Here is a 20,666-nt window from a genome sequence, read left to right as displayed (position 1 = left end):
CCAGCACTGGCTTAGATCAAGTGGGCCACACCGGCTTGCTCGTCGGTCAACTCTTTCAAGGTCTTGTCGATGCAACCTTGGCTGAAGGCGTCGATCTCCAAACCTTCCACCACTTTGTATTCACCGTTGTCGCACGTGACGGGAAAGCCAAACATGACGTCTTTTGGAATGCCATACCAGCCTTGCGAAGGAATGCCCATGGTCACCCATTTGCCGTGTGTGCCCAAAGCCCAGTCACGCATGTGGTCGATGGCAGCGTTCGCAGCAGAAGCTGCGGAAGACAAACCACGTGCATCAATGATGGCCGCACCACGCTTGCCCACCGTGGGCAAGAACACATTCGCGTTCCACTCTTGGTCATTGATCATGGTCTTGACAGACTCGCCCTTGATGGTGGCGAAACGGTAGTCTGCATACATGGTGGGTGAGTGGTTACCCCACACGCACAATTTTTCGATGTCAGCCACAGCCTTGCCTGTCTTGGCCGCAATTTGAGACAAGGCGCGGTTGTGGTCCAAACGCAGCATGGCTGTGAAATTGTGAGGCTTGAGGTCTGGTGCGGCTTTCATGGCGATGTAGGCGTTGGTGTTGGCGGGGTTGCCCACCACCAAAACCTTCACATCGCGAGAAGCCACAGCATTCAAAGCCTTGCCTTGCGATGTGAAGATGGCGCCGTTGATGGCGAGTAACTCAGCGCGCTCCATGCCTGGGCCGCGAGGACGTGAGCCCACCAGCAACGCGTAATCGACGTCTTTGAACGCCGTCATCGGGTCGTCATGGGCTTGCATTCCAACCAAGAGGGGAAATGCGCAGTCTTCCAACTCCATCATCACGCCGCGCAAAGCTTTTTGTGGGCCTTCCACGGGGACTTCCAACAATTGCAAGATAACGGGTTGGTCTTTGCCCAACATTTCACCAGAGGCGATACGGAACAACAGGGCGTAACCAATTTGACCAGCTGCACCAGTGACGGCAACGCGAACAGGCTTCTTGCTCATGAGGAAAACTCCAAATAGTGATTAAAAAAGGAAGATGGCACAGTTTACCCGCGAAAACCCTTTGGGCACCCTGTCTTATGTCTTATAGAAGATATGATACGAGGATGACAACGAACTGACGCCCATGCGTCCAGACGACCCACACATGGCCTCTAACACAGCGCCCTCTTTTGCAGCTCTTGGCAACCCCACCTATGTGGGCAGCGATGCGTTGGGCGCTTCGGCTCTGTCACCTGCTTTCAGCCCGCTTTATCAGCAAATCAAAGGCTTGATTTTGCAAAGCCTAGAGTCAGGCGAGTGGAAACCAGGTGAAGCCATCCCCAGTGAAATGGATTTGGCTGGGCGGTTTCGCGTCAGCCAAGGCACCGTGCGCAAAGCCATTGATGAACTGGCAGGCGACAACCTGTTGGTACGCCGACAAGGCAAGGGCACCTTCGTGGCCACCCATGCCGAGCACCAGGTGCAATACCGATTCTTGAAGCTGCAACCCGACAATGGCGATGCGCAAAGCGAAGGCCCGGCCGAGCGCACCATCATTGACTGCAAGCGCCTTCGCGCCAGTGCCGACATTGCCCGCTCGCTCAGCCTGCGCAGCGGCGAAACCGTGCTGCAAGTGCGCCGCGTGTTGGCTTATGCTGGGGTGCCCACGATTTTGGAAGAACTGTGGCTTCCAGGTGCCCCGTTCAAGGGCCTGACTGCCGAACGCTTAAGTAGTTACAAAGGTCCGATGTATGCGCTGTTTGAAACCGAATTCGGTGTTCGCATGGTGCGAGCAGAAGAAAGTATTCGCGCCGTTAACCCTGACTCAGAACAAGCCCAACTGCTGAACGTGGCTATCCACGTGCCCTTGCTGAGCGTGGCACGGGTTGCCTACACTTACAACGACACCCCCATGGAATTGCGACGCGGACTCTATAGAACGGATACGCATCACTACCGAAACGCTTTGAGCTGACATGAAACCCTCATGTCAGCTTGATAGAGTGAAATAGAATTTCAGCTGTTTTGACATACAGATAAACCCCAAGAAAGAACCCCCATGACCCAGCTTGCCAAAAAGCGGCCTGAGTTCCGCAACATCAACGCATTGACCGACTTGCCCACCTACAGGCTTCCTGCGGCGGGTATTGTGTCGATCTTGCACCGCATCAGCGGGTTGATCATGTTTTTGTTGCTGCCCTTCATCGTTTGGATGTTTGACACCTCGGTGTCTTCCGAAATTTCCTTTGCCAAGTTCAGCGCTGCGTTCAACGTCGGCTTGGGCTTTGTGCCTGCGGTGTTGGTGAAAGTTGTGGTGCTGGGACTGATCTGGGCTTATTTGCACCACCTCATCGCTGGCGTGCGCCATGTCTACATGGACGTCAACCATGCTGTGTCCAAAGAATTTGGCAAGTCTTCCGCCATTGCCACTTTGGCACTGAGCTTGGGTTTGACTGGCGCTTTGGGTGCCAAGTTGTTTGGTCTTTACTGATTTATTAGGAGCTTTCAACATGTCTGTGAATTACGGTTCCAAGCGCATCGTCGTCGGCGCGCACTACGGCCTTCGTGACTGGCTCGCCCAGCGCATCACCGCTGTTTTGATGGTTTTGTTCACCTTGGCGGTGCTGGGCCAAGTGCTGTTGACCAGCGGCGAAATCAGCTATGACAAATGGGCGGGCATCTTCAGCTCGCAATTCATGAAGGCCTTGACCTTCTCTGTTTTCATTGCGTTCACCCTGCACGTCTGGGTGGGCATGCGCGACATTTGGATGGACTACGTCAAGCCTGTGGGCGTGCGTTTGTCGTTACAAGTTTTCACTTTGGTTTGGCTGGTGTCGTGTCTCGGCTGGGCCATTCAGGTTCTCTGGAGGCTCTAAGTCATGACCGTTAAAAGCTCTATCCCACGTCGTAAATTTGACGTGGTCATCGTCGGTGCAGGCGGCTCTGGCATGCGTGCCTCGTTGCAACTGGCACGCGCTGGTTTGAATGTGGCTGTCTTGTCTAAAGTGTTTCCCACGCGCTCACACACAGTGGCTGCCCAAGGTGGCATTGGTGCCTCCTTGGGCAACATGAACGAAGACAACTGGCACTACCACTTTTATGACACCGTCAAAGGCTCCGACTGGCTCGGCGACCAAGACGCGATTGAATACATGTGTCGCGAAGCCCCCAAAGTCGTGTACGACTTGGAGCACATGGGCATGCCTTTTGACCGCAACCCAGACGGCACGATTTACCAACGCCCCTTCGGCGGCCACACCGCCAACTACGGCGAAAAAGCTGTCGAACGCGCCTGTGCAGCCGCTGACCGCACCGGTCATGCAATGCTGCACACGCTTTACCAACAAAACGTCAAAGCCAAAACCAGCTTCTTCGTCGAATGGATGGCACTCGATTTGATTCGCGACGACTCGGGTGACGTGGTGGGCGTCACCGCCCTCGAGATGGAAACCGGCGAGCTCTACATCATGGAAGCCAAAACCGTGATGTTGGCCACCGGTGGCGCCGGCCGCATCTTTGCTGCGTCAACCAACGCCTTCATCAACACCGGCGACGGTTTGGGCATGGCCGCTCGCGCAGGCATTCCTCTCGAAGACATGGAATTTTGGCAATTCCACCCCACCGGCGTGGCTGGTGCGGGCGTGCTCTTGACCGAAGGCTGCCGTGGCGAGGGAGCGATTTTGCGCAATTCAAATGGCGAACGCTTCATGGAGCGTTATGCCCCCGCCTACAAAGACTTGGCCCCACGCGACTATGTGTCACGCTGCATGGACCAAGAAATCAAAGAAGGCCGCGGTTGCGGTCCTAACAAGGACTACATCAACCTGGACATGACCCATTTGGGCGCCGACACCATCATGAAACGTTTGCCTTCGGTGTTCGAAATTGGCCACAACTTTGCCAACGTCGACATCACCAAAGAGCCCATCCCCGTGATTCCGACCATCCATTACCAAATGGGCGGCATTCCAACCAACATCCACGGCCAAGTGGTGACGCAAAACGCCAACAACGAAAGCGTGGTGGTGAACGGTTTGTACGCGGTGGGTGAATGCTCTTGCGTGTCGGTGCACGGCGCCAACCGCTTGGGCACCAACTCCTTGCTCGACTTGTTGGTGTTTGGCCGCGCAGCCGGCAACCACGTGGTGGAGTTCAACCAAAAGAACAAAGAACACAAGCCACTGCCCGCCCATGCCGCCGACATCAGCTTGGCGCGTTTGGCGCGTTTGGAAGCCAATCAAACTGGTGAATACGCCCAAGATGTGGCCAATGACATTCGCGACGCCATGCAGACACATGCCAGCGTGTTCCGCACACAGGCGATGATGGACGAAGGCGTCAAGAAAATCGCCGCGCTGCGCGAGCGCGTCAACAACATTGGCTTGAAAGACACCTCCAAAGTGTTCAACACCGCACGCATCGAAGCCTTGGAGGTCGAAAACCTGATTGAGTCAGCCGAAGCCACCATGGTCTCTGCTGCTGCTCGTCACGAAAGCCGTGGGGCTCACACCGTGAACGACTACGGTGACTCGCCCGAGCACCCCAACGGCCGCAATGACCAAGAATGGCACAAACACACGCTGTGGCACAAGGATGGCAACAAGCTGACCTACAAGCCCGTGCAAATGAAGCCCTTGACCGTCGACAGCATCCCGCTGCAGACCCGTACTTTCTGATCAGGTAAACACCATGACAAAACGCACGTTCCAAATTTATCGCTACGACCCAGACACCGACGCCAAGCCTTACATGCAGACCATCGAGGTCGAATTGGATGGCCATGAGCGCATGCTCTTGGATGCTTTGATGAAACTCAAAGCCGTCGACCCCACCATTTCGTTCCGTCGCTCATGCCGTGAAGGCGTGTGTGGCTCGGATGCGATGAACATCAACGGCAAAAACGGCTTGGCCTGCTTGACCAATATGCGCACCCTCCCTGGCGTGATCGTGCTCAAGCCCCTGCCCGGTCTGCCCGTGATCCGCGACATGATCGTGGACATGACCCAGTTCTTCAAGCAATACCACTCCATCAAGCCTTACTTGGTCAACGACACACAAGCCCCTGAAAAAGAGCGCCTGCAGTCACCCGAAGAGCGCGACGAGTTGAACGGCTTGTACGAGTGCATCTTGTGCGCCAGTTGCTCCACGAGTTGCCCCTCGTTTTGGTGGAACCCCGACAAGTTCGTGGGCCCTGCCGGTTTGTTGCAAGCCTATCGCTTCATTGCCGACAGCCGCGACCAAGACACTTCTGGCCGCCTAGACAACTTGGAAGACCCTTACCGTCTTTTCCGCTGCCACACCATCATGAACTGCGTCGACGTTTGCCCCAAAGGTTTGAATCCCACCAAGGCCATCGGCAAAATCAAAGAACTGATGGTTCGTCGCGCCATCTGACCATGGATGTGGATTCAATCTTTCGGGATACCTCAGTGGGGGACCCCACGCTGGACGGCTTAGATGGCAAGCAAGCATTGGGCGCCCGAGCGATCAGCAAACTGCACTGGCGAAGCCGGCGCGGCTTGCTCGAGAATGATTTGTTCATTCAAAAATTTTTCAAACAATATGAATCGCAACTCACCGTGGGCCATGCCAGAGGCATGTATGAGTTGATGGACTTGTCGGACAACGATTTGCTCGACATCTTTTTGCAACGCAAGGCATTGCCAGACAAACCCCTATCAGAAGATGCACGTGAAGTGCTGCGAATGTTGAGACACTGAACCGAACACCGCTTTTTAAAAGACATTGAGGAATCACCATGAAACTTGCAGACAACAAAGCCACCCTCTCGTTTAGCGACGGCAGCCCCAGCATCGAGATGCCCGTCTACAGCGGCAGCGTCGGCCCAGACGTCATCGATATCCGTAAGTTGTATGGCCAAACGGGCATGTTTACCTATGACCCAGGCTTCTTGTCGACCGCTTCTTGCCAATCAGCCATCACCTATATCGACGGCGACAAAGGTGAGTTGCTGTATCGCGGCTACCCCATCGAACAACTCGCCACCCATTGCGACTACCTTGAAACTTGCTACTTGCTATTGAAGGGCGATCTGCCCAACACTGCGCAAAAATCCGAGTTCAAGCACATCGTGACCAACCACACCATGGTCAACGAGCAAATGCAATTCTTCTTGCGTGGCTTTCGCCGTGACGCGCACCCGATGGCTGTGTTGACGGGCTTGGTGGGCGCTTTGTCAGCCTTCTATCACGACAGCACCGACATCACCAACCCAGAGCACCGCGAAATTGCTGCCATTCGCTTGATCGCCAAAATGCCAACCCTTGTGGCCATGGCTTACAAATACGGCGTGGGTCAGCCTTTCGTATACCCGCAAAACAACCTCAGCTATGCAGGCAACTTCTTGCGCATGATGTTTGCTGTGCCTTGCGAAGAGTACGTGGTCAACCCCGTGCTCGAACGCGCCATGGACCGCATCTTCACGCTGCATGCCGACCACGAGCAAAACGCATCGACATCCACAGTGCGTTTGTGCGGCTCCTCGGGCACCAACCCCTTTGCCGCCATCGCTGCAGGTGTGGCTTGCTTGTGGGGCCCTGCACACGGCGGCGCCAACGAAGCTTGCCTGAACATGCTGGAAGACATCCAAAAAATGGGTGGCATTTCCAAAGTCGGCGAATTCATGGAGAAAGTCAAAGACAAAAACTCTGGCGTCAAGCTCATGGGCTTTGGCCACCGCGTCTACAAAAACTATGACCCCCGCGCCAAGATGATGCAAGAAACCTGCGACGAGGTGTTGAAAGAACTCGGTCTCGAGAACGACCCCCTGTTCAAGTTAGCGAAAGCTTTGGAAAAGATTGCTTTGGAAGACGAATACTTTGTCAGCCGCAAGCTCTACCCCAACGTCGATTTCTACTCTGGCATCGTGCAACGCGCCATCGGCATTCCCGTGAACTTGTTCACGGGCATCTTTGCCTTGGCTCGCACCGTGGGCTGGATTGCACAGTTGAACGAAATGATCGGCGACCCCGAGTACAAAATCGGCCGCCCACGTCAGTTGTTCACCGGCGCTGCACACCGCAACGTAGAAGACATAGCCAAGCGCAAGTAATTGCGCACAGCACCTCAGGGGTCGGCTCTGCCGCTATGAATTCTGTCCCGTTTTTAAAGACGCCCGAGGCTCTGAGGGCGCTGGTCAACGTCGTTCACGCCTCCTGTCAATGTAGCTTGCAACATTGCACAGGATGGGAGAGCGTCAACGACAGCGCGTGGCCCGCGCAGCAGATGACCCTCGTGGCCACCTTGCGCGATCCCGATGTGTATGAGCCCACATTTGAAGAACAGCATCCCCACGGCACGCGTTACGAATCAGCCGATGCGCCTGTGGTGCTGAAGTTTTTTCCCTACAACCGCTGCGATGTGCATGCCTGCAACACATGCCAGCAACACGCGCTTCGCTACACAGAGTTTGGTGGCTACTACGTTGACCCTCGAGCGCGTCGCTTAAACCCTGAGCTGATCACAGACTGAGTGACCCGCCCAGGTGCATCGGCATTTAGCCCAGCGCCATCTCGCCACCCAAGGCCTCCAACAAATCCGGCAAAAGCTTGCTGAGCTCGCCTGTGGCAAGGGCCACGTCGGCATCAAAGCCCTCGTCTTTTCCAGCTGACATGGCCTCAAACACCACATCTAAGAAGGTGATTTTTTTCAACTGGAGCGCTTCAGTCAACGAAAACGACACGCGCCCTTGCCACGTCAGCGCCAAACGCGTGGGCAACTTTCCGCCTTGCACATGGTGCTTGACCTCATCGGTATCCAGCGGGTGGCGAACGTAGCGCACCACCGACTTTGATTCATCAGCAGCCTTGAGCTCACACTCGCGGTCCACGCTGAATGCCGCAGGTGGCTCTTGCGTCACCAACCACAAAGCCATGGCCGACTGAGGCGACATGTGGGTGTTGATCAAGGTCAGGCTCAGGCCCGCAAAGGTCTTGACCAGCAGAGTCACCACCTCATCCGCTTTGGCTTGGCTGCCTGCGTCCAACACCATCACATGGGTGATGGGGTCAATCCACACCAGCACTGACGACTCTTGACTAAAGGCCATGGGCATCAAAGACATCTTCACGTCTTCTTTGATGTCCTTCATCTCTTTCTTGCCGGGCTTGCGGCCCTCAGCCATCTCAATCTGCGCACCGCGCTCTTTGGCCTTGCGTGTGACCACCGAGCCGGGCACGCCCTTGGTCTCAATTTTGAGCTTCAACATGCGCTGACCATTCACTGCCTCGACCAACGCGCCGTGCGCCTCACCGCGGGGCTCCACCCACCCAATCGCCTTGTCTTGGCTTGCGCCGCAAGGCACAAAACGTTCGGCGTCAAGCGCTTGCTCCATTTGTTCAAGGCTGGGACGCCAGCCCTCGCCGATTCGATACACCATCATATTTTTGAACACGAATCGCCTTTAGTTTTGAGATCTGATTGCCATAAAAAAAGCCAACCGCAAGAGTTGGCTTTGGAAGTTGTGGTCATTTTAGCTTGTGGCCCTTGCCTTGAATGACGACGAAAATGACGAGAACTGGAGAACACGGATGAACATCAATTTCCTTCGCACACTGGTGTGTCTGTTAGGCCTGCTCGCCGCCATCCCCTCTCTCGCCCGGCAAGGCGACTGCGGCTTTATTCAAAACCCAGACCGCCAAGCCTATTGCCGCGCCATCAGCGGTGGTGGATCTAGCCACTGTGGGTTTATTCGTGATGGCGAAATGCAAGCCCGCTGCCGTGCCGAAACGGGCGGTGGCAGCAGCCAATGCGGATTTATTCGCGACCAAGACATGCAGGCTGCTTGCCGCGCCAGTGCAGAACGTGCCAACACAGCATCCTCTGGCGGCTCTGGCCAATGCGGATTTATTCGCGACCAAGACATGCAGGCTGCTTGCAGGGCCAAAACGAGGTAAGCCCAATCTGGGCTTTGAAAATCAACCCGTTGGAGCGACAGCGCTTTAGGTGACTTGCACCTAAATCCAATCGCGCTAGGATTTCAAAAAAATGCGCAACAACCAAACAACCCAAACTGGAGACGACAACATGCACCTTAAAAAATTTGTAACTCATGCCAGCAAAACCAGTGGCATTGCCGCCTCGCTGGGCATCGTCCTCGCTTTAGGTTTGCCGCTTGTACCGAGCGCAGCGCACAGCCAAACAAGTTACCCCACCCGCCCCGTCACGCTGGTGGTCCCCGTGCCGCCTGGCGGCATTCTTGACACAGTGGCAAGAATGGTGGTGCCGTCGATGACACAAACCTTGGGCCAGCCCGTTGTGATCGACAACAAGGCCGGCGCAGGCGGCAACATCGGGGCCAGCTTTGTGGCCAAGTCTGCACCAGACGGCTACAACTTGTTAGTCGGCTACTCGATGTTTCATGTGGGCAACCCCTCGATGTACCCCAACCTCAGTTGGGATCCGCTGCGCGATTTCACGCCCATCGGCATGCTGGTCGTGTCGCCCCATGTGTTGGCTGTTCACCCTTCCGTTCCCGCCAAAAACCTGCGTGAGCTGGTGGATTTGGCGCGCGCCAACCCGGGCAAGCTGAATTACGCCACCTCTGGCAACGGGTCAGTGCCGCATGTGGGCGTGGAGTTGTTCAAGCAACAAAACAATATTTTCATCACCCACATTCCCTATCGGGGCGCTGGCCCAGCCATGCTGGACGTGGTGGCGGGCAATGTCCAAATGACTGTGGCCACGCCGCCCTCATTGGCGGGCTTTGTGCAGTCTGGCAAGATGCGCCCACTCGCAGTAGCAGCCAGCAAACGACTGGCGCTGATGCCCGATGTGCCCACCTCTGCCGAGGCCGGCTTTCCTGGGTTTGAGCTAGAGGCGTGGGTGGCCTTGTTTGCACCCATGGGCACCCCGCCCGCTGCAGTGCAAAAGCTCACCGAGGCGGTCAAGCTTGCCATGGAGTCCCCCAATGTGCGCAAGTCAGCCGAAACAGCAGGCGTTGAAATTCGCTACATGCCGCCCGCCCAATTGGATGCGGTGGTTCGCAAAGACATTCAATACTGGTCCAACGTCATCAAGACTGCCAATATTCGAGCTGACTAAATACCCTGGGCAGCCACAGATCTGATTTACAACTTCAATTCATCGCTTCAATATGACGACTCAAAACTCTTCGGCCTCATTTGTGACACGTGCCTTGGCACTCGACTGCGCCGCGCTGAGCGACGCGCTAGACCGCTCTGGCATTGCTGGTCAGTGTTACCAAATCAAAGCTTGCGATCCCAAGTTTCGAATGGCTGGCCATGCTTACACCGTGCTCTACCGACCAGCCGCCCATGGTGAAGAGGGTCATGTGGGCGACTTCATTGACGATGTCGAACCCGGCAGCGTCATCGTGATCGACAACCGCGGCCATGACCACATGACCACCTGGGGAAACATCCTGACCGAGATGGCGCATCAGCGAAAAATGGCGGGCACCGTGATCGACGGCATCAACCGTGACGTGGCACTGTGTAGCGAGCTCAATTACCCCATCTACAGCCGAGGCAGTTGGATGCGCACCGGCAAGGGACGTATTCAACTGGCGGGTTTGCAAGTGCCCGTGCAAATTGGTGGCGTGACTGTTTATCCAGGTGACTTGCTGCGCGGTGACGCGGACGGGGTGGTGGTCATTCCCAAAGCCTTGCAGGAACAAGTACTGGGGTTTGCTGAAGAAATCACACGCAAAGAAAACACCGTGCGCGCGGCCATTCGCTCAGGCATGCGCATGGATGAGGCCAGACGCCAAAACCACTACCACGCGCTGCAAAGCCCCGACTACCAAAAAATTGCGGGCTAAGGCCGCTCACTCATGTAGGAATGAAAAACGCCCCGTGAGGGGCGTTTCTTTGATTGTCTGGCGGAAGCGGTGAGATTCGAACTCACGGAGGGCTCACACCCTCGCCGGTTTTCAAGACCGGTGCATTCAACCGCTCTGCCACGCTTCCTTGTTGAATTTCAGGCGAGATTGTAATGGCTGTTTCACTCGTTTCTATCCACGCTCAGGTCTCTGGCAAAAACATCGATTGCAGATCGCTCAAGAAGTCAAAGCCACGCTCGGTGGGCACCACGCGCTGAAAGTCTCGGGTGATGAGGCCTTTGGCCTCGGCCTCGGCCAAGGCGGACTGAATGGCGGTCACGGGCAGGCCTGTGCGCTCTGTGAAGTCGGCCAACGAAAACCCATGACGCAGACGCAGGGCGTTGAGCATGAACTCAAACGGCAGTTCGGCCCGTGTCACTTCGGTGTTTTGCGCCACCGCGCGGTCAGCGCGACTGCTGTCGAGCGCATGGTCCATGAACAGGCGCGGGTCGCGGTGGCGCACTTGGCGCAGCACGCGATGGGCAAAGCTGAGTTTGCTGTGCGCGCCAGCACCAATGCCTAGGTAGTCGCCAAACTGCCAGTAATTGGTGTTGTGCCAGCAGCGGTGCTTGTCTTTGGCGTAGGCCGACACTTCGTAGCGGTGTAGACCTAAGGCGGCAGTGCGCTCGGTGATGCGGTCCAGCATGGCGTAGGCGTCGTCGTCTGGCGGTATTTGCGGTGGAAATTTGGCAAACACGGTGTTGGGCTCGATGGTGAGGTGGTACACCGACAAATGGGGGGGCTGCAAGGACAAAGCCATGTCCAGGTCTTGGTCCAACTGCGCCAGGGTTTGGCCAGGCAAGGCGTACATCAGGTCGAGGTTGAAGGTGTCAAAGGCGTCCCGTGCTTCTTGTACCGCCGCAATTGCTTGGGCGCGGTTGTGCACGCGGCCCAAGGCTTGCAAGTGTTGGTCGTTGAAGCTTTGCACGCCCACCGACAAGCGGGTCACGCCTGCGGCGCGAAAGGAGCGGAAGCGGTCTTTCTCAAACGTGCCGGGGTTGGCTTCTAGCGTGATTTCGCAGTCGGCCTCTAAACGCAAGCGCGCACGCATGTCGCTGATCAGCCGCTCAATCGCGGCCGGCGAAAACAAGCTGGGCGTGCCACCCCCAATGAAGATGCTGTGCACGCCGCGGCCCCAGACGAGGGGCAGGCTGTGCTCTAGGTCGGCGCACAGGGCGTCAAGGTAGCGTTGCTCGGGCAGCTCGCCGCCCACGCTGCTTTGCAGCTCGTGTGAATTGAAGTCGCAATAGGGGCATTTCTTGAGGCACCAAGGCAGATGCACATACAGCGACAGCGGCGGCAAGCTGCTGAGCGACAGCGTGCCAGGGCGCATGAGGTGTTGGATGTCTTGGGTCATGGACAGCGTGTCAAGCAAACCAGCGCTCGCGCATGAGCGCGAGCATGAGCTGCGCCGCTTGACCCCGGTGGCTGTTGGCGTTTTTCACGTCGGTGGGCAACTCGGCAAAGGTTTTGCCAAAGCGCGGAATGAACATGATGGGGTCAAAGCCAAAGCCATTTGCCCCCACCGGTGCGCGTGTGATGTCGCCTACAGCACGGCCAACAGCGATGAGCGGCTCGGGGTCATCCGGATGGCGCACGGCCACAAGGGTGCTGACCAAGGCAGCGCGGCGGTTGTCGATGTTCGCCATTTGTTCTAGCAAGGCGCGCACGTTGTTGTCGTCGCTTTTCGCGTAGCCAAACTGGGTGGCATAAAAAGCGGTTTGCACACCAGGCAATCCGCCAAAGGCGTCCACACACAAGCCCGCATCGTCGGCCACCGCAGGCAAGCCGCTTTCTCGTGCAGCGTGGCGGGCTTTGGCCAAAGCGTTTTCCACAAAGGTGTGAAACGGCTCTTGGGCTTCGCCAATGTGCAAATCGCCTTGGCGTACCAACTCAACACCCAGCGGTGCAAACATGGCTTGCAGCTCAGCGAGCTTGCCTTGGTTATTTGAGGCCAGAACGATTTGCTTGATCATCGTGGGCGTGGGCGTGGGCGTGGGCGTGGGCGTGGGCATGGGTATTTATGCCGCCAAAGCTTCTTGTTGCATCGCGATGAGTTCGCGCACGCCTTTTTCAGCCAAGGCCAGCAAGGCATTCATTTGCTCGCGCGTGAAAGGCAGGCCTTCGGCGGTGCCCTGAACTTCCACATAGTGACCCGCGCTGGTCATGACCACATTCATGTCGGTGTCACAGGCCGAGTCTTCGGTGTATTCCAAATCAAGCAAAGGCAATTCGCCCAACATGCCGACAGAAATGGCAGCAATGCCTTGGGTGATGGGGCTCTCGGTCAGCTTGCCTGAGGCCATGAGGGTGTTCACCGCATCCTGAGCGGCCACAAACGCGCCGGTGATGCTGGCGGTGCGTGTGCCGCCGTCGGCTTGCAACACATCGCAGTCGAGGTGAATGGTGCGCTCGCCGAGTTTTTTCAGGTCAAACACCGCGCGCATGGAACGGCCAATGAGGCGCTGAATTTCTTGGGTGCGGCCCGATTGTTTGCCGCGTGCAGCCTCGCGGTCGCTGCGGGTGTGGGTGGCACGGGGCAGCATGCCGTATTCGGCGGTGACCCAGCCTTCGCCAGAGCCTTTTTTGTGGCCTGGCACTTTTTCTTCCACCGAAGCGGTGCACAGCACCTTGGTGTGGCCAAACTCAATCAGCACCGAACCTTCGGCGTGCATGGTGTAGTGACGGGTGATGCGCACGGTCCGCAGTTGGTCGGCGGCACGGGTGTGGCGTGAGGCGGGTAAGGAATGGGTCATGGGTAATGGCTTTGAATCAAGCGTTTGAAGAATGGGGTCAGCCGTCGATTGTCGACCAATCGCAAGACCTTGCCTGTGCGTCAAAAAACTGCCTCAGTCGGCCTGAGATAATTCAGGCTTTGATACAAAAAGTCACCCCATGCCCATTTACAGCATGACCGGCTATGCCAGTGCGCAAACCGAGCTAGCTTCAGACACCGCCAACAGCCCCGCACTGCGCTTGGGGCTAGAGATTCGCTCGGTCAACAGCCGCTTTTTGGACCTGACGTTCAAGATGCCCGAAGAGTTGCGCCAACACGAAGCGGCCCTGCGTGAACTGGTGACCCAACACCTCAAGCGCGGCAAGGTCGAAGTACGCGCCAACATTGAAAGCACGGCTGACACCAGCTTTGCCCAACCCACCCCTGCCCTGCTGCAGCATCTGCTGGTCCTGCAAGAGCAGGTTCAGGCGCACTTACCCAAGGCCAACGGCCTGTCGGTGGCCGATGTGCTGCGCTTGGCCACGGCCCAATCGGCCGCACCTGCTGACATTGGGCCTGCGGTGCTGCAACTGGCCCAAACCACCCTGACCCAATTGAGCGGCGCCCGTGAACGCGAAGGCGCACGTTTGGCGCAAACCTTGCGCGATCGCCTGAGCCAACTGCGCGTGCTGGCCAAACAGGCGGCGCCGCTAGTGCCACAGTTGGTGGAGCAACAGCGCTTGAAGTTTTTAGAGCGTTGGCGCGAAGCCATGGCATTGACCGAAGGCTCGACCCTGCCCGAAGCAGCGCAAGACCGCGCCTTGACTGAGGCCACCTCGTTTGCGATTCGCATTGACGTGGCCGAAGAGCTCACGCGCTTGGTGTCACACTTTGAAGAAATGGATGATTTGCTGGCCAAAGGCGGCAAAGCTGAGGGCGTGGGCAAGCGTTTGGACTTTCTGATTCAAGAGCTGCACCGCGAGGCCAACACCTTGGGCTCCAAGTCAGCCACGATGGACATGACCCGTATTTCGGTGGACATGAAAGTGTTGATCGAACAACTTCGCGAACAAGTACAGAACCTCGAATAATGGACAACTTTCCCGGTAACCTCTTTGTGGTGGCAGCCCCCAGCGGGGCTGGCAAATCAAGCCTCGTCAATGCCTTGATGGAGCTTGACGCCAAAGTGCGCCCTTCCGTCTCGCACACCACCCGCCAGCCGCGCGGCCAAGAAAAACACGGCCGCGAATACTTCTTTGTCTCGCCGCCCGAGTTTGACCACATGGTCGAAGCCAACGCATTTTTGGAATGGGCCCATGTGCACGGCCAGCGCTATGGCACCTCACGCAAAGCGATTGAAGACCGCATTGCCCAAGGTGCAGACGTGATTTTAGAAATCGACTTCCAAGGCGCGATTCAAGTCAAAAAGTTGTTTGCCAATGCAGTGCTCATCTTCATCTTGCCCCCCAGCTGGGAGGAGCTCAAATCGCGTCTGCACAACCGCGGTGAAGATGCGGCTGACATCATTGAGCTGCGCCTACAAAACGCGGCCGACGAGATGGCCCAGGCCCGAGAATTTGACTACGTTATAATCAACGAAATGTTTGAGACCGCTTTGTTCGACCTGAAAGCGATCGTGCATGCACAGCGCCTCAAATTCCTGGCACAGCGCCGGGCTCGGGCTGAGATCTTTCAAGCCCTGAACATCACCTGAATTCTGGAGTACCCACATGGCCCGCATCACTGTTGAAGATTGCCTCGCGCAAATCCCTAACCGCTTTCAATTGGTGCTGTGCGCCACTTACCGCGCTCGCATGCTCAGCCAAGGTCACACGCCCAAGGTCGAAAGCAAAAACAAGCCAGGCGTGACCGCCTTGCGCGAAATTGCAGCAGGCCACATTGGCATCGAGATGCTCAAAAAAGTACCCGGCTAAATCCGGGCTTGCCCAAGTCAAAAGCACCGCACTGTCGGTGCTTTTTTTATTGCGGGTAAAGTAAACCGTATGAGCGTTACCCAATCCACTCTCAAGCCACCCGCTTCTCTGTCCAGAAGTGCGGCCGCGGCCAATGCTGCAGCCGCGAGCTTTGCTGCGTTGACGCAAAAACTAAGCTACCTCCATACCGAGGGCTTGGAGATGGTGCGCCGCGCTTACCGCTATGCCGACGAGGCGCATTTGGGTCAACTGCGCAACAGTGGTGAGCCCTACATCACCCACCCCATTGCCGTGGCAGCGCAATGCGCGGAATGGAAGCTAGATGCACAAGCACTCTCAGCCGCGCTGCTGCATGACGCCATGGAAGACTGCGGCATCAGCAAAACTGATTTAATCGAACGCTTTGGCATTCAAGTGGCTGACTTGGTGGACGGCCTGACCAAGCTCGACAAACTGGAATTCAACACCCGCGAAGAAAGCCAAGCAGAGTCCTTTCGCAAAATGCTGTTGGCCATGGCACGCGATGTGCGCGTCATCCTGATCAAGCTGGCCGACCGCAGCCACAACATGCGCACCATGGGCGACATGCCCCGTGCCAAATGGGCCCGTATCTCCAACGAAACGCTGGAAATTTATGCACCCATCGCCCACCGCTTGGGCCTGAACCAAACTTACCGAGAATTACAAGAACTGGCGTTCCAACACCTGTGGCCTTGGCGTCATCACGTGCTGAACAAAGCCATTCAAAAAGCCCGCCACCGCCGCCGCGATTTGATGCAAAAGGTGGAGCAAGAGGTGAGCGCATCGTTGGCCAAAGTGGGTTTGCAAGTGCGTATCTCGGGACGCGAAAAAACGCTGTATTCGATTTACAAAAAAATGGATGAAAAGCTCCTGAGCTTTGCGCAGGTCACAGACATCTATGGCTTTCGCCTCATCCTGCCCAATGTGATTGACTGCTACACCGCCATGGGCGTGTTGCACCAGATGTACAAGCCCGTGCCTGGCAAGTTCAAAGACCACATTGCCATTGCCAAGCTCAACGGCTACCAGTCCTTGCACACCACCATCGTTGGGCCATCGGGTTTGAATGTCGAGTTTCAAATGCGCACCGAAAGCATGAACTTGGTGGCTGAAACTGGCGTTGCAGCCCATTGGCTCTACAAAGACAGCGGCTCCAGCAACGAAACCAACTTGGGCAACAAGTGGCTGCAGTCGCTGCTAGACATCCAAGACGAAACGCGCGACGCCACTGAGTTTTGGGACCACGTCAAAGTCGACTTGTTCCCAGATGCCGTGTATGTGTTCACCCCAAAAAGCAAGATCATGGCCATGCCACGCGGCGCGACTGTGGTTGACTTTGCCTATGCGGTGCACAGCGATGTCGGTGACCGCACCATGGCTGCCAAGGTCAATGGCGAACAAGTGCCGCTGCGAACCGAACTGCGCAATGGCGACATCATCGAAGTCATCACCTCCTCCGTCGCATCGCCCAATCCTGCATGGCTGGGCTTTGTGCGCACGGGACGTGCCCGATCCAAAATCCGTCACCACCTCAAAACGATGGCTCACAGCGAGTCGCAAGAGTTGGGCGACAAGCTGTTAGCCCAAGCGCTGCGTGCCGAGGGCATTGACCACATGCCCGCGCTCGATGGAGAGTATTCGCACCTATGGGACAAGTTGCTGCACTTCACGGGCAGTAAAACACAAGCCGAGCTCTTGACCGACATCGGCTTAGGCAAACGCGTGGCCAGCATCGTCGCCAAGCGTTTGGCCAAGTTGCTGGCAGACACAGGCCTCAAGCCCGATGCACTTCTGCTCAGCCGCGAGCGATTCACAGCCCACGAAAACCTGTCGCAAGGCAGCGTCACCGTGGACGGCAGCGAAAACGCCTCGGTGCAATACGCCACCTGCTGTCGCCCCGTTCCAGGGGATGCGATTGTGGGTTATTTGGGACGCGGTGAAGGTCTGGTGGTGCACACCGATCTGTGCGGCGTGGCCCAACGCTTGAAGCACAAAGACAGCGAACGCTTCATTGCCGTGGAGTGGTCGGATGAGCCCACGCGCACCTTTGAAGTCGCAGTGGTGGTCACTGTGAGCAACGGCAAAGGCGTGTTGGCACGCGTGGCCTCAGCCATCACGGGCGCCGAAGCCGACATTACCCATGTGCTGATGGCCGACGAAGTGATGGGCCAAGAGGCCTTGGATTTGCGTTTTGTCTTCAGTGTGCGCGACACAGCGCATTTAGATGCAGTTCTGAGCAACCTGCGGCGCGTCCCCGCAGTTTTGCAAGCACAACGCACGGTGTCGGGCGTGGGGCGTGAGACCTGAGATTCAAGCCTGCCTATTTAAGGCTTGTCATCCACAGGCGCTGGATAGCGCACCGCCAACAGCTCCACCTCTTGCACACCCACTGGCGTGACCAACTTCACCACATCACCTTCACGCGCTTTAAGCAAAGCGCGTGCGATGGGTGACACCCAAGTCACTTCGGCTTTCAAACTGTCCGCCTCGTCAATACCCAAGATAGTGACTGTGCGCGCCACTTGGCCCTCATCCACATAGGTCACCGTGGCGCCAAAAAACACTTGATCGCTGCCGTGGTGGCTGCTGGGGTCTGTGACTTGCGCAATCTCTAAACGTTTGGTGAGGAAACGAATGCGGCGGTCAATCTCGCGTAGACGTTTTTTACCGTAGTGGTAATCGCCGTTTTCCGATCTGTCGCCATTGCTGGCGGCCCAATGCACGATCTCGACCATGCGCGGACGTTCGTTGTCCATCAGCTCAAACAACTCCGCACGAAGATTGGCATAGCCTGAGGGCGTGATGTAGTTTTTGCTACCTACAGGCAGCGGTGGCAAGGCGTTGTCCTCCTCCTCGCCATCCGTCTCTTGGGTGAAAACATTGTTCATGATCACAAACTCTGTGCAGTGAAGAACAAAGAAAAAGGGTTTACATCCGAAAATGTAAACCCTTGTTCAATTTGGTGCGGCTGGCAGGAATCGAACCCACGACCCCTTGGTTCGTAGCCAAGTACTCTATCCAGCTGAGCTACAGCCGCTCTGGAAAAAAGCCATTGTACCACAGATGCACCACCCTGCTTTCGCAACCCACATCCGAAGCTAATGCAGTTCAGTTCAGTGCAGTGCAGTGTGAAGGCAGATGACGCGCAGCCTAAGCAAACTCAGGCAGCAAAACAAATGCGCACAAAAAATCAAAAATAGTCAAAAGAAAAGAAGCGCTTCACGAATTCACGACACGCAATTGCATGGCCTAAACTAAGGGTCAACACCGCAAAAATCTAGTCCAAATTGACGATGGCTTTGGTGCAATCGGTGCTGACAATTCAACCTGCTAATCAAGCTGTTTTATTTGGTGGGCGATTCAAATAATTCCAAAGAGTTTGCAATTTTTACTAACGATTTTTACTTTGAACAGCATCTCCACAACAAGTCAAGTCCGCGGTTTAAATTGTTAGTTTGAGCGTTTTGCATCATTAAAAATAAAACGAAGGGGCCCTTCAAGAATGGATGATTATTCCAGTCAGCGTCGGAAATCTAGCAATCAACTGGTGGGCATCGGCCTGGTGGTTGTGGTGCATGTGTTGATCCTATGGGTTGTGAACTCTGGCCTGGCAAGGTCATTTGTTAAAAAAATCCAAAAGCCTGTTGAGGCTGTTTTATTGGAAGAAAAAAAACCTGAACTTCCACCTCCCCCACCGCCGCCGCCTGCGCCTGTCAAAAACGTCCCTCCGCCACCTGTATTTGTGCCCCCTAGTGATGTGCAGGTTTCAGCGCCTTCAACCGCCAATGCGATCTCTGCAGTCACTTCTACGCCAACACCCGTGGTGGTCGCACCGGTCGTCAACACACCGCCGCCTGTTCGCACGCCAGCTGTTGTGAATTCAGCCAACTGCGTGAAACCTGAATATCCAAGCGTTTCTAAGCGACTAGAAGAAGAAGGCACAGTCAATCTGCGATTTCTCATTGGCATTGATGGCAAGGTCCTTGAGGCATCCATAGAAAAATCATCTGGCTACAGAAGATTAGACGAAGCTGCGCGTGAAGGCTTATCGCGATGTCAATTCACTGCAGCAACAGTGGGTGGCAAGCCAGAGCAAGCTTGGGCCACCATGAAATACACCTGGCGACTTGACTGAGCGAATCGCTAAATTGACTTTTTAATTTCCCCAAAATACCAAACCGGAGAATTCATCATGCCTAAACAAATCAAAAACCTATTCTTGTCAGCCATTTTTTTATATGCAGGCAATCTGATGGCGCAAAGCACAGAAGCCGTTTCAGCTGCTTCGGCCCCCATCACTGCCGCAGCGACCGCTATTGCTGAAAATCCTTATGGGCTAGCAGCCCTGTGGAACCAAGGAGATGGCGTTGCAAAGGGCACATTGCTGATCTTGGTGTTGATGAGCATGGCGTCTTGGTATGTCATCATTATCAAATTTGCCGAGCAAGCCAAACTCAACAAGCAGGCCAAGGCAGCCCAAGAAACCTTTTGGACAGCGCGCACCGTTGAGCAAGGCAAAGAAACCTTGCAACCAGATTCGGCATTTCGATTTATTGCTGAAAAAGCACTGCAAAGCGCTACCAAACATACCGGTTTATTGGGTGCTGTTGACTTCAATGAATGGGTCACCATGAGCATCCAGCGCGCCATTGGCAATGTTCAAAGCCGCATGCAGGATGGATTGGCAGTTTTGGCGACCGTTGGCTCTACCGCGCCATTTGTAGGACTTTTTGGAACGGTTTGGGGCATTTATCACGCTCTGGTCAAAATCGGTATTTCTGGCCAAGCCTCGATTGACAAAGTTGCAGGCCCTGTCGGTGAGTCATTGATCATGACGGCTATTGGATTGGCTGTCGCAGTACCTGCGGTTTTGGGATATAACTTTTTGGTGCGCCGCAACAAAGCCGTGATGGAACAAGTCAACGAATTTGGCTCTGACTTACATGCCGTATTGCTGGGTTCTCTTAAAAAGTAAGCCTTCTTTCAATCGGCTCCTATTAACCCAAATGGCTTGACTGATAAGTTAAGAAACTATTATGGCAATGAATGTTGGCGAAACCGATGAGGAAATCATCAGCACCATCAACACCACTCCTTTGGTGGATGTGATGTTGGTTCTGCTGATTATTTTCTTAATCACGATTCCTGTGGTCACC

The 20,666-nt window shown here is 55.7% G+C and carries 24 protein-coding genes and 2 tRNA genes; 18 read left to right on the top strand and 8 right to left on the bottom strand.

Annotated features, from left to right (window positions below; all coding sequences use genetic code 11):
* Positions 1–11 precede the first annotated feature (11 nt).
* Positions 12–998: a malate dehydrogenase gene (locus V7Q41_RS07965; protein WP_333845190.1), complete on the bottom strand. Its 987-nt coding sequence runs from the start codon at positions 996–998 to the stop codon at positions 12–14.
* A 145-nt stretch (positions 999–1,143) separates the two neighbouring features.
* Between V7Q41_RS07965 and V7Q41_RS07960 the strand changes: the two genes are divergently transcribed.
* From V7Q41_RS07960 to V7Q41_RS07925, 8 genes are all read left to right on the top strand, one after another.
* Entirely contained in the window at positions 1,144–1,953 is an 810-nt protein-coding gene (locus V7Q41_RS07960; RefSeq protein ID WP_333845187.1) for a GntR family transcriptional regulator, read from the top strand.
* 84 nt (positions 1,954–2,037) lie between these two features.
* Positions 2,038–2,469: a succinate dehydrogenase, cytochrome b556 subunit gene (sdhC, locus tag V7Q41_RS07955; RefSeq protein WP_333845184.1), complete on the top strand. Its 432-nt coding sequence runs from the start codon at positions 2,038–2,040 to the stop codon at positions 2,467–2,469.
* A 19-nt stretch (positions 2,470–2,488) separates the two neighbouring features.
* Positions 2,489–2,854, top strand: a complete 366-nt coding sequence (sdhD, locus tag V7Q41_RS07950; RefSeq protein ID WP_333845182.1) for a succinate dehydrogenase, hydrophobic membrane anchor protein — start codon at positions 2,489–2,491, stop codon at positions 2,852–2,854.
* Positions 2,855–2,857: 3 nt separating this feature from the next.
* Positions 2,858–4,654 carry a succinate dehydrogenase flavoprotein subunit gene (sdhA, locus tag V7Q41_RS07945; protein ID WP_333845179.1) on the top strand — a complete coding sequence of 599 codons (1,797 nt, stop codon included), beginning with the start codon at positions 2,858–2,860 and terminating at the stop codon, positions 4,652–4,654.
* A 13-nt stretch (positions 4,655–4,667) separates the two neighbouring features.
* A complete protein-coding gene (locus V7Q41_RS07940) occupies positions 4,668–5,372 on the top strand; it encodes a succinate dehydrogenase iron-sulfur subunit (protein WP_333845176.1) in 705 nt (234 codons plus the stop codon).
* 2 nt (positions 5,373–5,374) lie between these two features.
* Positions 5,375–5,698, top strand: coding sequence for an FAD assembly factor SdhE (locus V7Q41_RS07935; protein ID WP_333845173.1), 324 nt, complete (start codon positions 5,375–5,377; stop codon positions 5,696–5,698).
* A 38-nt stretch (positions 5,699–5,736) separates the two neighbouring features.
* A complete protein-coding gene (locus V7Q41_RS07930; RefSeq protein WP_333845170.1) occupies positions 5,737–7,050 on the top strand; it encodes a citrate synthase in 1,314 nt (437 codons plus the stop codon).
* Positions 7,051–7,085: 35 nt separating this feature from the next.
* Positions 7,086–7,469 carry a hypothetical protein gene (locus V7Q41_RS07925; RefSeq protein WP_333845167.1) on the top strand — a complete coding sequence of 128 codons (384 nt, stop codon included), beginning with the start codon at positions 7,086–7,088 and terminating at the stop codon, positions 7,467–7,469.
* Positions 7,470–7,494: 25 nt separating this feature from the next.
* Here V7Q41_RS07925 and V7Q41_RS07920 read toward each other — a convergent pair whose 3' ends face one another.
* Positions 7,495–8,391: a recombination-associated protein RdgC gene (locus V7Q41_RS07920; RefSeq protein ID WP_333845165.1), complete on the bottom strand. Its 897-nt coding sequence runs from the start codon at positions 8,389–8,391 to the stop codon at positions 7,495–7,497.
* Between the two features lie 136 nt (positions 8,392–8,527).
* Here V7Q41_RS07920 and V7Q41_RS07915 point away from each other — a divergent pair, with 136 nt between their 5' ends.
* The 3 genes from V7Q41_RS07915 to V7Q41_RS07905 all read left to right on the top strand — a co-directional run bounded on the left by V7Q41_RS07915 (position 8,528) and on the right by V7Q41_RS07905 (position 10,779).
* Positions 8,528–8,893 (top strand): hypothetical protein, encoded by a 366-nt coding sequence (locus V7Q41_RS07915; RefSeq protein WP_333845162.1) that lies wholly within the window; start codon positions 8,528–8,530, stop codon positions 8,891–8,893.
* Positions 8,894–9,023: 130 nt separating this feature from the next.
* Complete coding sequence (locus tag V7Q41_RS07910; RefSeq protein WP_333845159.1) at positions 9,024–10,040, top strand: Bug family tripartite tricarboxylate transporter substrate binding protein; 1,017 nt, start codon at positions 9,024–9,026, stop codon at positions 10,038–10,040.
* Positions 10,041–10,092: 52 nt separating this feature from the next.
* Positions 10,093–10,779 (top strand): RraA family protein, encoded by a 687-nt coding sequence (locus V7Q41_RS07905; RefSeq protein ID WP_333845157.1) that lies wholly within the window; start codon positions 10,093–10,095, stop codon positions 10,777–10,779.
* Positions 10,780–10,837: 58 nt separating this feature from the next.
* Here V7Q41_RS07905 and V7Q41_RS07900 read toward each other — a convergent pair.
* From V7Q41_RS07900 to rph, 4 genes are all read right to left on the bottom strand, one after another.
* Positions 10,838–10,927: transfer RNA gene (locus V7Q41_RS07900), tRNA-Ser, on the bottom strand.
* A gap of 54 nt (positions 10,928–10,981) precedes the next feature.
* Positions 10,982–12,196, bottom strand: a complete 1,215-nt coding sequence (gene hemW, locus V7Q41_RS07895; protein WP_333845155.1) for a radical SAM family heme chaperone HemW — start codon at positions 12,194–12,196, stop codon at positions 10,982–10,984.
* Between the two features lie 10 nt (positions 12,197–12,206).
* Positions 12,207–12,854, bottom strand: coding sequence for an RdgB/HAM1 family non-canonical purine NTP pyrophosphatase (rdgB, locus tag V7Q41_RS07890; protein WP_333845153.1), 648 nt, complete (start codon positions 12,852–12,854; stop codon positions 12,207–12,209).
* 6 nt (positions 12,855–12,860) lie between these two features.
* Positions 12,861–13,595 carry a ribonuclease PH gene (gene rph, locus V7Q41_RS07885; RefSeq protein ID WP_333845150.1) on the bottom strand — a complete coding sequence of 245 codons (735 nt, stop codon included), beginning with the start codon at positions 13,593–13,595 and terminating at the stop codon, positions 12,861–12,863.
* A 139-nt stretch (positions 13,596–13,734) separates the two neighbouring features.
* Between rph and V7Q41_RS07880 the strand changes: the two genes are divergently transcribed.
* From V7Q41_RS07880 to V7Q41_RS07865, 4 genes are all read left to right on the top strand, one after another.
* Positions 13,735–14,646 (top strand): YicC/YloC family endoribonuclease, encoded by a 912-nt coding sequence (locus V7Q41_RS07880; RefSeq protein ID WP_333845147.1) that lies wholly within the window; start codon positions 13,735–13,737, stop codon positions 14,644–14,646.
* On the top strand, positions 14,646–15,269 hold the full coding sequence (gmk, locus tag V7Q41_RS07875) for a guanylate kinase (RefSeq protein ID WP_333845144.1): 624 nt from the start codon (positions 14,646–14,648) through the stop codon (positions 15,267–15,269). The genes V7Q41_RS07880 and gmk overlap by 1 nt, the downstream gene beginning before the upstream one ends.
* A 16-nt stretch (positions 15,270–15,285) precedes the next feature.
* Positions 15,286–15,489 carry a DNA-directed RNA polymerase subunit omega gene (gene rpoZ, locus V7Q41_RS07870; RefSeq protein WP_333845140.1) on the top strand — a complete coding sequence of 68 codons (204 nt, stop codon included), beginning with the start codon at positions 15,286–15,288 and terminating at the stop codon, positions 15,487–15,489.
* A gap of 69 nt (positions 15,490–15,558) precedes the next feature.
* A complete protein-coding gene (locus V7Q41_RS07865; protein ID WP_333845137.1) occupies positions 15,559–17,817 on the top strand; it encodes a RelA/SpoT family protein in 2,259 nt (752 codons plus the stop codon).
* A gap of 17 nt (positions 17,818–17,834) precedes the next feature.
* On the opposite strand, the gene greB is transcribed toward V7Q41_RS07865, so the two are convergent.
* A complete protein-coding gene (greB, locus tag V7Q41_RS07860; protein WP_333845134.1) occupies positions 17,835–18,398 on the bottom strand; it encodes a transcription elongation factor GreB in 564 nt (187 codons plus the stop codon).
* Between the two features lie 72 nt (positions 18,399–18,470).
* Positions 18,471–18,547 (bottom strand) — tRNA-Arg (locus V7Q41_RS07855).
* 465 nt (positions 18,548–19,012) lie between these two features.
* Between V7Q41_RS07855 and V7Q41_RS07850 the strand changes: the two genes are divergently transcribed.
* From V7Q41_RS07850 to V7Q41_RS07840, 3 genes are all read left to right on the top strand, one after another.
* On the top strand, positions 19,013–19,645 hold the full coding sequence (locus V7Q41_RS07850; RefSeq protein ID WP_333845132.1) for an energy transducer TonB: 633 nt from the start codon (positions 19,013–19,015) through the stop codon (positions 19,643–19,645).
* Positions 19,646–19,702: 57 nt separating this feature from the next.
* A complete protein-coding gene (locus V7Q41_RS07845) occupies positions 19,703–20,485 on the top strand; it encodes a MotA/TolQ/ExbB proton channel family protein (protein ID WP_442918823.1) in 783 nt (260 codons plus the stop codon).
* Positions 20,486–20,546: 61 nt separating this feature from the next.
* Positions 20,547–20,666: ExbD/TolR family protein (locus V7Q41_RS07840; protein WP_333845348.1), on the top strand; the 120-nt coding region annotated here is incomplete at its 3' end.

The organism is Limnohabitans sp., assembly GCF_036804465.1.
In the GTDB taxonomy this organism is placed as follows: domain Bacteria; phylum Pseudomonadota; class Gammaproteobacteria; order Burkholderiales; family Burkholderiaceae_C; genus Limnohabitans.
Note: the sequence above shows the minus strand (reverse complement) of the source record. Positions and strands in the feature narration are given on the sequence as shown.